This is a genomic window from Bradyrhizobium sp. Leo114 (genome assembly GCF_055229415.2).
Window position 1 is genome coordinate 324,912 of sequence record NZ_JBUYEN020000002.1, and the last position, 13,761, is coordinate 338,672.

Sequence of the window (13,761 nt, forward strand, 5' to 3'; positions counted from 1 at the left end):
CACTCAGCCAGCGCGGCCGTGCTCGCGCAGGAATCGTTCGCCAGTTTCGGTGACCACCACCCGCAAACCCTCGACTGTCGGGCGGCGCATGACATAGCCGCGGTCGACGGCGTCTTCCCAGATCGTCAGCCGTGGGCACGAGGTGCGCCAGGTCTCGATCACCTCGGCATAAGGCCGCGGCTCGCGCGCGATCCATTCGACGAGATCGAGCACCAACGCATCCGTCGCCTCCGCCATCGGACTTCCTCCGTCAATGCGCCATCGCGCTGTTACGCGCGACGAGCAGCCAGCCGCCATAGAGGATGTAGTAGCTTGCAACCGTCGTGATCAGCCGGTTCGCCCAGGTGCGAAATTGCGTGTCGCTCATCGCTTCCAGGATTCGCCGCGCCAGCGTGGTGCCGAGCATCGAGGCCGCGACAGCCACGCCCGCCAACACCGGATCGAGCGTCGCGGCCTGGTCGATGATGCCGCCGAAATAGATCAGCTTGGTGAAATGGCTCGCCACCTGGCAGGTCGCCTTGGTCGCGACCACTTCGCGGCGGCCGAAATTGCCGCCGAGAAAGAAGGTGTCCATCAGCGGGCCGGAGACGCCGGTCATCAGCATCAGCCCCATGCAGGCCGAGCCGTAGAAGCTGCCTTGCCAGATGCTGTCGGGGTTCGGCTTTATTCCCTTCGGCATCAGCCGTGCCATGAAGGGCGTGACGCCAAGCAGGAGCAGCGCGATCGGCTTGTCCGGCACGTAGCGCGCCGCCGACCAGATCGCCAGCGCCACGCCGCAGCCGATCAGGTAGACCGCGACCGGCCGCCAGCGGATATGCGCCCGCCACAGCAAGGCGCGCCAGCCGTTACTGGCCATCTGCGTGATCGCATGCAGCACCATCGCCGAGGGCAGCGGCAGGATGGTGAGCAGCACGCCAATCAGGATCAGCCCGCCGGCCATGCCGAACAGCCCCGACAGGAATGCCGTCGCGACCATCAGCACGCCAAGGGCTGCAATCACAAGCGGGCTCACCGTGTTTCCTCCTGATGATGTTTTCTGCCCCGCTTGGACACGGCGCGCAAACTGAGTTATCTCCTCCTGGCATCAGTTTTCCTGAGGGTAACAGGCTTGCGGCGGCTGCTCTTTCTCAACGGCATCAAGGCATTCGAGGCGGCGGCGCGCACCGGCAGCTTTGCCGCCGCGGGCGCCGAGCTCAACGTCACGGCCGCCGCGATCAGCCGGATGGTGCATCTGCTCGAAGAGCGGCTCGGGGTGGCGCTGTTCGAACGCAAGGCCAATCGCCTCGTCACCACGGCGGCCGGCCGCTTCTACCAGAGCGGCTTGACGCCGATCTTCGATGCGCTGGCGAGCCTGACGGCACAGGTGACCGCGCCCGCGAGCGTCCGTGTCCTGACTATCGGCGTCGGGCCGACGTTTGCGATGAAATGGCTGATCCCGCGGCTTGCCGATTTCCAGAAGGAAGAGCCCGAGATCGAGGTCCGCATCACCACCGGGGGCGCCGCGGCGCCGGAGCCGTTCAGCGACGACTGGAGCTGCGGCATCAAGCTCGGGGACGGCGACTGGCCGGGGCTGGTGGCCGAGCCGCTGTTCGCCGCCGATCTCCTCCCGGTGTGCGCGCCGCGGCTGGCGAGCCAGCTCAAGCGCGCGAGCGACCTGAAGGGGAGAAGCCTGCTCCGCGTCGCGCACTCGCCCGACGATTGGCCGAAATGGCTGAAGGCCGCGAGCATTGCCAGGGTCACGGCGCGCGGGCCTGAGTTCGAATTTTACGGCCAGGCGCTGCAGGCGGCCGTCGACGGCCTTGGCGTCGCGATGGGAATCCGTCCCTATATCGACGACGACCTCGCCGCGGGGCGGCTGGTCGCGCCGTTCGAGCTGAGCGTGCCGAAGGGCATGCGCTGGTATCTCGTCTATCATGGCTTCCGCACCGGTCAGCGCGACTTTGCCGCCTTCCGCCGCTGGATCATCCGCGCCGCGGCCGAGCCCGCCACGCGGGCCAAGGGGCAGCGATCCCTCGTGAGGGACGAGACGAGCAGGTAATGATCACATTGTCGCAGCCCTGACGGCTGGACAGCGCGACCGAGACTGGCAATAATAAACAATTATTGGTTGCATTTATATTTGACGACCCCCTGGTCGCGTTGATGGAAAACGCCATGTCCAAGGGCAGAGTTCTCCTGGTCGCTCTCACACCGAAGATGATTGCGAACGAGTTGTTGCATGGCATTCACCAACCGCGCCGAGCTTTTCCCGAGTCTGCACATCAACGGAGCGATACATTTGCGCGCCTTACCGGAGGGAGTGAGCTCGTCACGCCACTTCCGCACCGGTCCGCGCGCCTGTAACGAAAGATTCTTGCGCAGTGTGATCCAGTTCACAAAGTTCGCCGCCCAGGGCGTGCTTTGGTCCCCCGCGGGAAAAACCTGGGATCGCAGGCATGATTTACGGCGCCTTTGAGATCAACTCATTTGAGGCAGGGAAGGGGCTATGGCACGCCAGGATTCAACGAGCCGATCGCGAGCCGGTCGTCATCGATGGCATCTCGTTTCCGACACTCGAGCTCGGCTTTGCGTGGTCCGATCGGGATGCGGCGATCGCCCACGCGAAAGCGCAGATCGACCGCTACGGCCGGCGCTATGGGGTGATCTCAACCGAACCGTCGCCGACTTCGCGATAATCGGCACCGCCGTGGTCGCGCCGCGCTGCGAAGCCGAGCCGGCGCCGTCACCTCCGCCCGCGCGGCCGTTCCTGAACAATTGCCCGGAATGCAAGGCCGAGCTCGCCCTGCTCCGCGTCATTCCCGGTAGGGCCGAATACTGGGCAATGCGCTGCACCGGCTGCGGCGGGATTCATCTCAACATCGTCGAGAAGACCTCGCCCGCCTGCTGACGGCTCGCTTCACCTCGCCCCGCCCTTCGCGAGGAGAGATCGGCGCGCAGCGCCGGGTGAGGGGTGCCTCCGCGAATGCGGTGACCGACAACGCACGCTGACGCGGTCACACAGCATTGGACTTAACAAGCGGAAACAGCCCTCACCCGGATTGGTCGCCACGCTCCCAATCCGGCCTCTCCCGCAAGCGGGAGAGGCGAAGAGGCAACCGCCGCGTCGAAAATCTCCGCCATTTCGCCCCTGCTGACACCTGCTGACAGAGCGGGCCCACAGCCACGTTTGCCCTTTCATGGCGGCGGTTTCAGTCCCATATTCGCCCCATGGCGAAGAAACCTGATACCCCCAAAAAGCCCGGCAAATCCCCCAAGTCAAAAGCGCATCGGCCCGACGTTCTCCCGATCGCGCCGGCGCTCGCCGAACTCTTGAACCCCGCCATCAACCGCGGCGAAAGCGGCATCGGCTCGTCCACGGGCCTGCAGCCGCCGCCGGACAATTCACGCGACCGCCGCGCCGGCGGCGAGGCCGCAGCGCACCGCGCGCGCGCCTCGACGCCGAAGGAATTTCCGAGCGATCGCCTGGCTCCGGCTGACCAGCATGGCGGCTTCGACGAGGCGCCCCAGGCCAACTACGGCACCGCGGCGACGGTGCCCACGCTCGATCCGGAGCTGGCGCGACAGCTCGGCCTGCCCACCGCTGAGGACGATGAGGAGGCGCTGGCCCGCCCGCCGCGCAACAAGATGGAGGCGCTCGGGGTCAAGGCGACCGCCGAGGCGCTCGAGAACCTGATCCGCGACGGCCGTCCCGAGTTCCGGAAAGACGACGGCTCGATGCGGGTGTGGACCCCGCACCGTCCGCCGCGCCCGGAAAAGTCCGAGGGCGGCGTCCGCTTCGAGATTAAGTCCGACTATCAGCCGAAGGGCGACCAGCCGACCGCCATCGCGGAACTGGTCGAAGGCATCGGCCGCAACGACCGTACCCAGGTGCTGCTCGGCGTCACCGGCTCGGGCAAGACTTACACCATGGCCAAGGTGATCGAGGCGACGCAGCGCCCTGCCCTGATCCTGGCGCCGAACAAGACGCTCGCCGCGCAGCTCTATGGCGAGTTCAAGAACTTCTTCCCGGACAACGCGGTCGAATACTTCGTCTCCTACTACGACTACTACCAGCCCGAGGCCTATGTGCCGCGGACCGACACCTATATCGAGAAGGATTCCTCGATCAACGAGCAGATCGACCGCATGCGTCACGCCGCGACGCGCGCTCTGCTCGAGCGCGACGACGTCATCATCGTCGCCTCGGTCTCCTGCATCTACGGTATCGGCTCGGTCGAAACCTATACCGCGATGACGTTCGCGCTGAAGAAGGGCGAGCGCATCGACCAGCGCCAACTGATCGCCGACCTCGTCGCCCTGCAGTACAAGCGCACCTCGGCCGACTTCACCCGCGGCACCTTCCGCGTCCGCGGCGACGTCATCGACATCTTCCCGGCGCACTATGAGGACCGCGCCTGGCGCGTGAACCTGTTCGGCGACGTCGTCGAGAATATCGAGGAGTTCGATCCGCTCACCGGCCACAAGCAGGACGAGCTCGAATTCATCAAGATCTACGCCAACTCGCACTATGTGACGCCGCGGCCGACGCTGGTGCAGGCGATCAAGTCGATCAAGAGCGAACTGAAGCAGCGGCTCGACCAACTCAACGACCAGGGCCGGCTGCTCGAAGCGCAGCGGCTTGAGCAGCGCACCACCTTCGACCTCGAGATGATGGAGGCGACCGGGAGCTGCGCCGGCATCGAGAACTATTCGCGCTACCTCACCGGACGCCGTCCCGGCGAGCCGCCGCCGACGCTGTTCGAATATGTGCCCGACAACGCGCTTGTGTTCGCCGACGAGAGCCACGTCTCGATCCCGCAGATCGGCGCCATGTTCCGCGGCGACTTCCGCCGCAAGGCAACGCTGGCCGAATATGGCTTCCGCCTGCCCTCCTGCATGGACAACCGACCCTTGCGGTTCGAGGAATGGGACATGATGCGGCCGCAGACGGTCGCGGTGTCGGCCACGCCCAGCGGCTGGGAGCTCAACGAGAGCGGCGGCGTCTTCGTCGAGCAGGTGATCCGCCCCACGGGCCTGATCGATCCGCCAGTCGACATCCGTCCCGCACGCACGCAAGTCGACGACCTCGTCGGCGAGGTTCGCGCAACGGCAGCGGCGGGCTATCGCTCGCTGATCACCGTGCTGACCAAGCGCATGGCGGAGGACCTCACCGAATATCTGCATGAGCAGGGCATCCGCGTGCGCTACATGCATTCGGACATCGACACCATCGAGCGCATCGAGATCATCCGCGACCTCCGCCTCGGCGCGTTCGACGCGCTTGTCGGCATCAACCTGCTCCGCGAGGGTCTCGACATTCCCGAATGCGCGCTGGTCGCAATCCTCGACGCCGACAAGGAAGGGTTCCTGCGCAGCGAGACCTCGCTGATCCAGACCATCGGCCGCGCCGCGCGCAACGTCGACGGCAAGGTGATCCTCTATGCCGACAGCATGACCGGCTCGATGGAGCGCGCGATTGCGGAGACCAACCGCCGCCGCGAAAAGCAGATGGAATACAACGCCGCCAACGGCATTACGCCGGCGAGCGTGAAGAAGTCGATCGGCGACATCCTCAACTCCGTCTACGAGCGCGACCATGTGCTGGTCGATATCCGCGACGGCAGCGTGACCGACGACGTGATCTCGATTGGCCACAATTTCGAGGCGGTGCTCGCCGATCTCGAGACAAGGATGCGCGAAGCCGCCGCCGACCTGAACTTCGAGGAAGCCGCGCGCCTGCGCGACGAGGTCAAGCGCCTGCGCGCCACCGAAATGGCCGTCGTCGACGATCCCACCGTCAAGCAGCGCACCGTGCAAGGCAAGGCCGGCGCCTACGCCGGCACCAGGAAATACGGCGACGCCGCCAATTTGCCGGTCAGCGCAATGAAGAAGAAAAGCGTGTCGTCGGCCATCAAGGCCGGCGGCAGCTCCGGATCAAAAATCCACAAGCCCCATCTCGACGAAATGCACGGCCCGGAGTCCCTACCCTTCCGCCCGAATCCTGGTGCGAAGCCAGCAAAGCCGTTCGGCAGTACCAGCCGGATCATCCAGCCAACCGACTCGCGGCAGTCAGGGCCGGAGTTCGGCCCGTCGCCACGATCGAGCGGCGGGCTGCCGGGGAAAAGAGGCGGGTGGAAGAAGCGATGACAATACCCGTCATTGCGAGCGCAGCGAAGCAATCCATGCCTCCGCGTGTGGCGCTATGGATTGCTTCGCTGCGCTCGCAATGACGAAGTGGAAGCAGTAGGTGCGACAAATCAACACGACGGGCAAATCAGCCAAAGCCTGTCCAGCCCTTGCGGAAAAAACATTCTGCTTCCGTCGTCGGGCAAATCAGTGATTTAACTCCGCGCGTCTCACGGCGAATGAGGGGCGGGTCGCGATCGTCACGAACGTTGCGGTGAGATGCGGTGGACGTGAAGCGTGTGACTGACGAGCACGCGCAGCACGGACGGCGAAGTCGTGTGGTCCTGGCGCCCCGACGCTGGCGCTAAGTTTTTTGCGCGAACAAGTTTGCGCGAGAGATGACGGTGGCAAGAAAGCCCGGTCACCGGGGAGAGCGCGAAGGAAACCGTTAAAACCACTGCGCAGGGAAAGCCGGAATGCTTCGGTTGAACCTGTGGTCCTACCCCCGTGCTTTTTGTTGCACGGGACCCACGGGTGCAACCAGCACCCGGCTTTCCCTGCGCCCTCTGATATCGAGGAGGGTGGAAAGTGAAGCAAACCTCGGACGCAACGCGTCGCGAGAACGCGAACTCACATCCGCCGCTTGAATCAGACGTAGGATGGGTAGAGCGAAGCGAAACCCATCATTTGCGCGGCTTGTTCCGAAGCCGATGGGTTTCGCTTCGCTCTATCCATCCTACGGGTCCGCTGTTTGAAATTCGAATCAGAACCTCTCCTCCGTCGTCCTGGCGAAGGCCAGGACCCATAACCACTGGCCTTTGTAATGCGCTTCGCTGCAACCGCTTGCTCGCCCAATAACAACTGCCTGTGGTTATGGGTCCCGTCTTTCGACGGGACGACAGCGGAGTGAGATGCGAGAGCGCGACTTACACGCTGTGACCGCTCCACGCGCGACGGAACGACACTCGCATTACTTCCCCGTCACGTTGAACCTCACCGGCGCTTGCGTGACCAATTACGCGGGATGCTGCGGACGACGGGGCTGACAAGACATCATGAAAATCGCGTTGCTGGCGCTCTTGGGTCTGGCATTCGGGGCGCTCAGCGGCGCCGCGCTCGGCATCAGTGCTGGGCTTGCCTGGATCGGAATCTTCAAAACCTCGAATTTTGAAGGCGATGGCGGCGCGCTGGTGTTCTTCACCTTCATGCCGCTGGGCGCTGTGATCGGCGGCATTGGCGGCGCGCTGCTGTTCGCCGTGCTCGCGATCCGCGACGCCGAGGTCGCAATCGAGCACGAGCATGTCGCCCGTCGCGACCGCTGACGGGGCCGCGGTCGGCGGATTCAGGCAAAATCCCGCAAAAAAGTCTGCATTTGTGCAATGCAAAAATAACAATTGCGTTCTGGCACGGTCGCTCTATTTGAAACGGTGAAATTTGAGGTGCAGCAATCTGGCGCGGCGTCGGTGCGGACGCCCTTTTTGCCGTTGCTGATTTGCAATCCAGATTCGGGAAGACGATGAATGACAGAGCATAGTCTCTGGCGTTTTTCGCGCGCGTTTCACCGCGCGATCAACGAACGCCAATTCGCGGATATTGCCGCCCTGCTCGACGAGGACGTCGAATGGGCGATCTATGGACCGATCGATCTATTTTCTTTCTTCGGTGCGCGCCACGGCAAGCCCGCTGCGCTCGAGGTGATCAGGCAGATCGGCGAGAACTTCCGCGTCCGCCGCTTCGAGCGCGAGTCCATCATGCTTGGAGTCGATTCCGCGGCATCGATGATGCGCTATTCGCTGACTGCGCAGGATTCGAACAAGCCGATCGCGGTGCGGATCGCGCATTTCGCGCAATTCCGTGGCGGCCTGCTGACCCGCTTGCGCGTGCTGGTCGACAGCTTCGACCTGGTCGAGCAGACCGTCGGCTATCCGATCCACCTGCCGCGGATCGCAGCAGCGCAATAGTCACCTCCAGTTTCGTCGTACCCGGGCGCTCTCGGGTATCCAAATGCCTTCCTTCGCCAGCCCCGGGAAGGCGTGGATGGCCGGGACATCAGCTGACACCTTCACGCTCTTGTGCCCGGCCACGACGATCCGATCCGTGCTACATGCTGTCACGCCGGACAACGATGTCGCCGTCATAATTTTGCGCTACCATCACGTATCGCTCTGGCTGGAATGCGGGCTGCGGGAATGACTTCCAAACAACGATCTGGCTGGGCGTGGTTGCCGATGCTGGCTGCAGGCCTTGGCATCGCGATGGTGCTGCCGGCGATGGCGCAGACGTCGCCGCAAATTTCTCCTTGGAGCGGTATCCACGATGAGACGCCGGCCGCCGAGGAGGCTGCGTCCGAGCCCGAGGCAAATAACGCCGACGTGATGAAGGACGTCGACGTGGACAAGCTCGACTGGAGCCTGCTCAGCGCCGATGCCTCGCCTTCCGACACCGTGTTGACGCCGAAGAAGGCCACCGCGCCGAAGAAGGCGGATGGCAGTGATGCCGCATGGTCGTCGAACAACAACGCGAACGGCACGTCCGCGGTCTCGGTCAAGCAATCGATCTCGCCGTTCTGGGACACGCGGATTGGCGTCGACATGACGGTCGCGCGCCAGGGCACGCTGACCAATTCCGAGTTGCTGTCGGAACGGCTCGCCAATGGCGGCAGCCTGCCGCAATCCTCCGGCACCGCCTGGGCCGCGATCACCGCGCCGGGCGTTGCCTCGATCTGGGACAAGACCTCGGTCGAGGCCCGAGTCGATCCCGGTAGCGACCAAACCCGGTTCGGGACCTCAATCAGCAAATCGGTGCCGCTCGCCGACCAGTATTCGCTGACGCTGCAGAACGGCTACAACCTGATCCAGCAGGGCGTGGTGCCGGTGCCCGGCATCGTCAGCCATCCCTCGCGGAGCTATGAGGCCGATCAATCGGCCAGGCTGAGCATCAACAGCAGCGGAACCAGCTTCATCGCCGGCCAGACGCTCGCGACCGGCGACGACAAATGGCTGCACCGGATCGGCGCGGAGCAGAAGCTGTTCGACGGCGTCACCATCTCCGGCTCGATCGGCGAAAGCGCCCAGGGCCCGGTTAACAAGAGCCTAACGGCCGGGTTCAAGCGGAGCTGGTGAGGCCGGCCGCGGTCGCAATCCCTTAAGGAATGATCGAACCATTGCCGCAACTTGGCCTAGATGCGGTCAAAATCGGGCGCCTATGGTTGCCCCTTCACGTCGTCGTGCGGCGGGGGGACTTCCGCGCTCGCGTCATTGCGTAACAGAGGAATAGCCGATGAACGCCACCAATCGTTCCGAGCAAGTTGAAACAGAAGTAGAAGGGACGGAAGTCGACAACAACCTCGCCGCCGTCTCGGACGTCGAGGCCGGCATCCGCGAATTCGTGCGCAACGATATCGCCTATCTGCGCCGGTCGCCGCAGCCGCAGGTGAACACGGAACCACTCGAGCCCAACACCGAGGCCACCGTGAACAATGTCAACTCGCTGATCCAGCGCGTCGCCGGCACGTCGCTCGCGGAGATCGAGAAGTTGATCTCCGAGCTCGAAAGCCTGCGCGACCTCCTGCATGCCGAAGGCCAGCGCGTCCAGCGCGAGATCTCGGGCTATGCCCAGCTCAGCCAGGCCGCGATGAAGTCGACTCGCATGATCGCCGACAACGTCACGCAGTGGAAGCGCGCCGCCGACGGGCTGCGCAACAGCTAGTCTCGGCGATTGCTTGGGAGTTCATGACCGCCGCATCGCCCATGCGGAGGATGCGGCGGTTTCTATTTGACTAAAATGATTTGAAAGATAAAAGCGCAACGCGCGCCTGAGCGTGATCGGGAAAAGATCATGCTCGAACTTAGAGCGTAATGATTTGTGACTGAGCGTGAATCTGGATCACGCCGCGACGGATGCTGCCGCTTTGGCACGCCGTTTCTTGGGGAAAACAGCACTGATGCAAAGCGTTCGGCCCGACAACACCGATCCCATCCCGCTGCGGCAATCGCCGCACAGTGTCGGCACCATCATGCTCCGCTTCGTCGGACTATTGATCGCGGCGACCGTGGTGATGGTGTTGATCTGGAGCCGCTGACACCGCACGATGGCCGCTGATGGTTAGCAGAAGCTGAAGATCAGCGTCGGACGATCGCGCTGCCCTCGAGCGTGAAGGCGCCGTCGGCATAGCCCTTCACCACCATGCCGGTGGTCAGCATCACCGCAACCGTGATGGTCGCGAAAATTGCGCCCAGAACTTTCAGTCCGACACGATCTGCCATAGTCGTCCCCACGGTGCTTACCCTTGCGTCTGATATGGCCGGCAGAAAGTTCAAAATGGGTTAGCAAATAGATCGTATCCGGAATTCGTCGAATACGGTTAAAGAGCGCGGCAAGGTTCCCGTAACCACGCCGGCTGTGTTTCAGGCCGCCTTGCGGCGCGGAACGAAGGCGGTGGCCAGAAACGAGAACACGAGTTCGCCGCGCTGGTTGGTGCCGGTGTTGCGGCCTTGCAGGATGCCCCATTCGGGACGCTTCTCGGAGGTGCGCTTGGTCTCGACCACATTGGCGTAGCTGATGGTGTCGCCGGCCAGGACCGGCTTGATCCAGCGCAGTTCGCGAAAGCCGGGCGAAGGTCCCCATACCGCGACCTCGTCCCCGCGCGCGGCCATCTCCTGCGCCAGCCGCTTGCCGTCGGCCACCAGGAGCTTCATGCAGACGGAGGCGACGTGCCAGCCCGACGCTGCCAGTCCGCCGAACAGCGACTTTCGCCCTTCCTCCTCGTCGAGGTGAAAGCGCTGCGGATCGAACTGCGCCGCGAAGCGCTTGATGTCTTCGGCGGTGAAGGTGAACGAGCCGAGCTCGCGCCGCGCGCCGATCTCAATGTCCTCGAAGAAGCGCATCGATGCTACCCCGTCACCGCTTCCGCGCGCCGACCGATGATGATCGGCGACTCCATCTCGCACAACATCACGCCGGCCGCATTGCGCACCGTGCACTTGAACGTCACGATGCCGGTCGAAGGTCGGCTCTGCGAGACGCGCGCTTCCACCACCTCGACATCCAGCGTCAAATCGTCGCCCGGGCGTAGTGGCGACAGCCAGCGCATCTCGTTGACGCCGGGTGAGCCGAGCGAGGCCGTGCGGCAGATAAAGCCGTCGGCCAGCATCCGCATCGTGAGCGAGCCGAGATGCCAGCCCGAGCCGGACAGGCCCTTGAGCATCGATCGTTTCGCCGCCTCTTCGTCGAGATGCATCGGCTGTGGATCGAACTCGGCGGCAAAGGCCAGTATCTCCTCGCGCGTGACGTGGCGCGGCCCGAAGGTGCCGAAATGGCCGATGTTGAAGTCTTCGAAAGTGAGCGTGGTCATGTTGGGGATTTCAGGAGAGAGGGGCCTGATTGTGGCCGTTATTTGCGGCAATCTCAACCCGCCCGCCCGCATGGCTTGCTTTCAAGGGGGACCACCATAGCGGGGAAGCATCGTCCTTGCGTACCGCCCCCCGACTTGCCCGGACTGAGGTTCGGAGCTAGCCCTGCTTGCGCGCGACTCAAGATCGATTGGCCGGGAGAATCCACCGATGTTCGATTTTCAAGACCTGTTTCAGTGGGACCGCTTTATCACCCCCACGATCATCAAGACGTTCTACTGGCTAGTCATCGGCGTGATCGTGCTGTTCGGCATTTACGGAATCCTCTGGAGCCTGGCCGCAATGGCGATCAGCCCGTTCGGCGGCTTCATCCTGCTGCTCGCCTCGCTCACCAGCATCGTGGTCGGCATCGTGCTCTCGCGCATCGTCGCCGAATTCATCCTGATCGTGTTCCGCATCAACGAGCATCTTGGCGCGATCCGCGATCAGGGCCAGGGCGGAATGCGGTGATCAGGTATTGAACCTGAAATGCATCACGTCGCCGTCGGCGACGACGTAGTCCTTGCCTTCCAGGCGCAGCTTGCCGGCGTCGCGGGCGCCGGCTTCGCCGCCGAGCGCGACGTAGTCGTCATAGGCGATGGTCTCGGCGCGGATAAAGCCCTTCTCGAAATCGGTATGGATCACGCCGGCCGCCTGCGGCGCCTTGGTGCCGCGGTCGATGGTCCAGGCGCGCGCTTCCTTCGGCCCCACCGTGAAATAGGTGATGAGATGGAGCAACTCGTAGCCGGCGCGGATCAGGCGGTCCAGGCCGGCTTCCTCGAGCCCGAGCGTGTCCAGGAATTCCGTGCGCTCCTCGCGTGACAGCGTCGCGATCTCGGATTCGATCTTGGCGGAGATCACGACGGCGACCGCGCCCTCCTGCTTCGCGTGCGCGAACACCTGCTTCGAGAAACTGTTGCCATCCTTGGCCGAGCTCTCCTCGACATTGCAGACATAGAGCACCGGCTTGGAACTCAGAAGCCCGAGCATGCGGAAGGCGCGCTCCTCTTCCACCTTGCGCTCGAGCGCACGCGCGGGCCTGCCCTCACGGAGCAGCACCAGCGTACGGTTGACGAGATCGAGCTGTTCCTTGGCGTCCTTGTCGTTGCCCTTGGCCTTCTTAGTGAGATTGTCGACGCGCTTCTCGAGGCTGTCGAGATCGGCGAGCATCAATTCGGTTTCGATGGTCTCGATATCGGCCAGCGGCGCGATCTTGCCCTCGACATGGGTGATGTCCGAATCCTCGAAGCAGCGCACCACATGCGCGATCGCATCGACCTCACGGATGTTGGCGAGGAACTGGTTGCCGAGCCCTTCCCCCTTGGAAGCGCCGCGGACCAGTCCGGCGATGTCGACGAAGGTCAGCCGGGTCGGAATGATCTGCGCCGACTTTGCCACGGCCGCGAGCTTGTCGAGCCGCGGATCGGGGACAGCGACCTCGCCGACATTCGGCTCGATGGTGCAGAACGGATAATTGGCCGCTTGCGCTGCGGCCGTCTCGGTCAGCGCATTGAACAGCGTCGACTTGCCGACATTGGGCAGCCCGACGATCCCGCATTTGAATCCCATCGTACTTTCCGATCTCCCGCGCGAATGTGCAGCGGCTGAATTGACTGAGGTCGCCCTCGATGACGAGCGTTACTTTCCGCCCTCTTCTTTGCTGTCGAAAAAGCCCTTTGCCTGCATCGTCAGATGCACCTTGTTCTGGAACGACGAGTCCTGTCCCGCGGCCAGCAGGCCGGCATTGTCGGCGACGGCCTCGCAGAGCGCATCGACCCACGGCCAGTCGCCCTTGGCGAAATCCGACAGCACGTGACTGTGCACGAGTTCCTTGATCCCGGGATGACCGATCCCGAGCCGGACCCGGCGATAGTCGTTGCCGATATGCGCGGAGATCGAGCGCAAGCCGTTGTGCCCGGCGATGCCGCCGCCGACCTTGACGCGCACCTTCGCCGCCGGCAGCTCGAGCTCGTCCTGGAACACAGTGATGTCGCCCGCCGGAAGCTTGAAGAAATTCTGCGCTTCCTGCACCGCGCGCCCGGACTCGTTCATGTAGGTGGTCGGCTTCAGCAGCAGGACCTTCTCGTGACCGAGCAGGCCTTCGGATGTCTCGCCCTGAAAGCGGCGGCGCCATGGTGCGAAACCATGACGCCGCGCAATCTCTTCGACGGCCATGAAGCCGATGTTGTGCCGGTTATCAGCGTATTTCGCGCCGGGATTACCGAGACCAACAAAGAGTCGCATGACGCGGCATCCCGCGCTGGCG

General features: G+C 63.6%; 17 protein-coding genes. 10 read left to right on the forward strand and 7 right to left on the reverse strand.

What is annotated here, in order from left to right; all coding sequences use genetic code 11:
- Positions 1-3: 3 nt before the first annotated feature.
- Both ACZIRK_RS03800 and ACZIRK_RS03805 read right to left on the reverse strand, forming a co-directional pair.
- A complete protein-coding gene (locus tag ACZIRK_RS03800) occupies positions 4-237 on the reverse strand; it encodes a hypothetical protein (protein WP_028163877.1) in 234 nt (77 codons plus the stop codon).
- Between the two features lie 13 nt (positions 238-250).
- On the reverse strand, positions 251-1,012 hold the full coding sequence (locus ACZIRK_RS03805) for a sulfite exporter TauE/SafE family protein (protein WP_130230854.1): 762 nt from the start codon (positions 1,010-1,012) through the stop codon (positions 251-253).
- A gap of 96 nt (positions 1,013-1,108) precedes the next feature.
- On the opposite strand from ACZIRK_RS03805, the gene ACZIRK_RS03810 reads away from it, so the two are divergent.
- The 9 genes from ACZIRK_RS03810 (at position 1,109) to ACZIRK_RS03850 (ending at position 10,186) form a co-directional block, all read left to right on the forward strand.
- Complete coding sequence (locus ACZIRK_RS03810) at positions 1,109-2,038, forward strand: LysR substrate-binding domain-containing protein (RefSeq protein ID WP_463326974.1); 930 nt, start codon at positions 1,109-1,111, stop codon at positions 2,036-2,038.
- Between the two features lie 397 nt (positions 2,039-2,435).
- Entirely contained in the window at positions 2,436-2,675 is a 240-nt protein-coding gene (locus ACZIRK_RS03815) for a hypothetical protein (RefSeq protein WP_035690096.1), read from the forward strand.
- A gap of 11 nt (positions 2,676-2,686) precedes the next feature.
- Positions 2,687-2,887, forward strand: a complete 201-nt coding sequence (locus tag ACZIRK_RS03820) for a hypothetical protein (RefSeq protein WP_035690098.1) — start codon at positions 2,687-2,689, stop codon at positions 2,885-2,887.
- Positions 2,888-3,207: 320 nt separating this feature from the next.
- Positions 3,208-6,126 carry an excinuclease ABC subunit UvrB gene (gene uvrB / locus ACZIRK_RS03825; protein WP_463326975.1) on the forward strand — a complete coding sequence of 973 codons (2,919 nt, stop codon included), beginning with the start codon at positions 3,208-3,210 and terminating at the stop codon, positions 6,124-6,126.
- A 1,034-nt stretch (positions 6,127-7,160) separates the two neighbouring features.
- Positions 7,161-7,427, forward strand: a complete 267-nt coding sequence (locus tag ACZIRK_RS03830; RefSeq protein ID WP_130231219.1) for a hypothetical protein — start codon at positions 7,161-7,163, stop codon at positions 7,425-7,427.
- Positions 7,428-7,625: 198 nt separating this feature from the next.
- Positions 7,626-8,066 carry a nuclear transport factor 2 family protein gene (locus ACZIRK_RS03835; protein WP_028163883.1) on the forward strand — a complete coding sequence of 147 codons (441 nt, stop codon included), beginning with the start codon at positions 7,626-7,628 and terminating at the stop codon, positions 8,064-8,066.
- A gap of 228 nt (positions 8,067-8,294) precedes the next feature.
- Positions 8,295-9,227, forward strand: coding sequence for a hypothetical protein (locus ACZIRK_RS03840; RefSeq protein ID WP_245475155.1), 933 nt, complete (start codon positions 8,295-8,297; stop codon positions 9,225-9,227).
- Positions 9,228-9,384: 157 nt separating this feature from the next.
- Entirely contained in the window at positions 9,385-9,813 is a 429-nt protein-coding gene (locus tag ACZIRK_RS03845) for a hypothetical protein (RefSeq protein WP_028163885.1), read from the forward strand.
- Positions 9,814-10,048: 235 nt separating this feature from the next.
- A complete protein-coding gene (locus ACZIRK_RS03850; protein ID WP_165435628.1) occupies positions 10,049-10,186 on the forward strand; it encodes a hypothetical protein in 138 nt (45 codons plus the stop codon).
- Positions 10,187-10,226: 40 nt separating this feature from the next.
- On the opposite strand, the gene ACZIRK_RS03855 is transcribed toward ACZIRK_RS03850, so the two are convergent.
- The 3 genes from ACZIRK_RS03855 to ACZIRK_RS03865 form a co-directional block, all read right to left on the reverse strand.
- Positions 10,227-10,370, reverse strand: coding sequence for a hypothetical protein (locus ACZIRK_RS03855; RefSeq protein ID WP_028163886.1), 144 nt, complete (start codon positions 10,368-10,370; stop codon positions 10,227-10,229).
- 141 nt (positions 10,371-10,511) lie between these two features.
- Complete coding sequence (locus ACZIRK_RS03860) at positions 10,512-10,991, reverse strand: MaoC family dehydratase (RefSeq protein WP_463326976.1); 480 nt, start codon at positions 10,989-10,991, stop codon at positions 10,512-10,514.
- Between the two features lie 5 nt (positions 10,992-10,996).
- A complete protein-coding gene (locus ACZIRK_RS03865; RefSeq protein ID WP_028163888.1) occupies positions 10,997-11,458 on the reverse strand; it encodes a MaoC family dehydratase in 462 nt (153 codons plus the stop codon).
- Positions 11,459-11,666: 208 nt separating this feature from the next.
- On the opposite strand from ACZIRK_RS03865, the gene ACZIRK_RS03870 reads away from it, so the two are divergent.
- A complete protein-coding gene (locus ACZIRK_RS03870) occupies positions 11,667-11,966 on the forward strand; it encodes a DUF4282 domain-containing protein (protein WP_028163889.1) in 300 nt (99 codons plus the stop codon).
- Here the strand turns inward: ACZIRK_RS03870 and ychF are convergent, their stop codons facing one another.
- Positions 11,967-13,064, reverse strand: coding sequence for a redox-regulated ATPase YchF (ychF, locus tag ACZIRK_RS03875; RefSeq protein WP_130231215.1), 1,098 nt, complete (start codon positions 13,062-13,064; stop codon positions 11,967-11,969). It lies immediately after the preceding gene.
- Positions 13,065-13,133: 69 nt separating this feature from the next.
- Complete coding sequence (gene pth / locus ACZIRK_RS03880) at positions 13,134-13,739, reverse strand: aminoacyl-tRNA hydrolase (RefSeq protein WP_130231213.1); 606 nt, start codon at positions 13,737-13,739, stop codon at positions 13,134-13,136.
- Positions 13,740-13,761 lie beyond the last annotated feature (22 nt).

Excerpts from the sequence above, each read along its gene's own strand:
- ACZIRK_RS03830 (WP_130231219.1), top strand. The coding sequence starts at position 7,161 with ATGAAAATCGCGTTGCTGGCGCTCTTGGGTCTGGCATTCGGGGCGCTC.
- pth (WP_130231213.1), bottom strand. The coding sequence starts at position 13,739 with ATGCGACTCTTTGTTGGTCTCGGTAATCCCGGCGCGAAATACGCTGAT.
- ACZIRK_RS03865 (WP_028163888.1), bottom strand. The coding sequence starts at position 11,458 with ATGACCACGCTCACTTTCGAAGACTTCAACATCGGCCATTTCGGCACC.
- ACZIRK_RS03800 (WP_028163877.1), bottom strand. The coding sequence starts at position 237 with ATGGCGGAGGCGACGGATGCGTTGGTGCTCGATCTCGTCGAATGGATC.
- ACZIRK_RS03860 (WP_463326976.1), bottom strand. The coding sequence starts at position 10,991 with ATGCGCTTCTTCGAGGACATTGAGATCGGCGCGCGGCGCGAGCTCGGC.
- ACZIRK_RS03845 (WP_028163885.1), top strand. The coding sequence starts at position 9,385 with ATGAACGCCACCAATCGTTCCGAGCAAGTTGAAACAGAAGTAGAAGGG.
- ychF (WP_130231215.1), bottom strand. The coding sequence starts at position 13,064 with ATGGGATTCAAATGCGGGATCGTCGGGCTGCCCAATGTCGGCAAGTCG.
- ACZIRK_RS03855 (WP_028163886.1), bottom strand. The coding sequence starts at position 10,370 with ATGGCAGATCGTGTCGGACTGAAAGTTCTGGGCGCAATTTTCGCGACC.
- ACZIRK_RS03815 (WP_035690096.1), top strand. The coding sequence starts at position 2,436 with ATGATTTACGGCGCCTTTGAGATCAACTCATTTGAGGCAGGGAAGGGG.
- ACZIRK_RS03870 (WP_028163889.1), top strand. The coding sequence starts at position 11,667 with ATGTTCGATTTTCAAGACCTGTTTCAGTGGGACCGCTTTATCACCCCC.
- ACZIRK_RS03850 (WP_165435628.1), top strand. The coding sequence starts at position 10,049 with ATGCAAAGCGTTCGGCCCGACAACACCGATCCCATCCCGCTGCGGCAA.
- ACZIRK_RS03835 (WP_028163883.1), top strand. The coding sequence starts at position 7,626 with ATGACAGAGCATAGTCTCTGGCGTTTTTCGCGCGCGTTTCACCGCGCG.
- uvrB (WP_463326975.1), top strand. The coding sequence starts at position 3,208 with ATGGCGAAGAAACCTGATACCCCCAAAAAGCCCGGCAAATCCCCCAAG.
- ACZIRK_RS03840 (WP_245475155.1), top strand. The coding sequence starts at position 8,295 with ATGACTTCCAAACAACGATCTGGCTGGGCGTGGTTGCCGATGCTGGCT.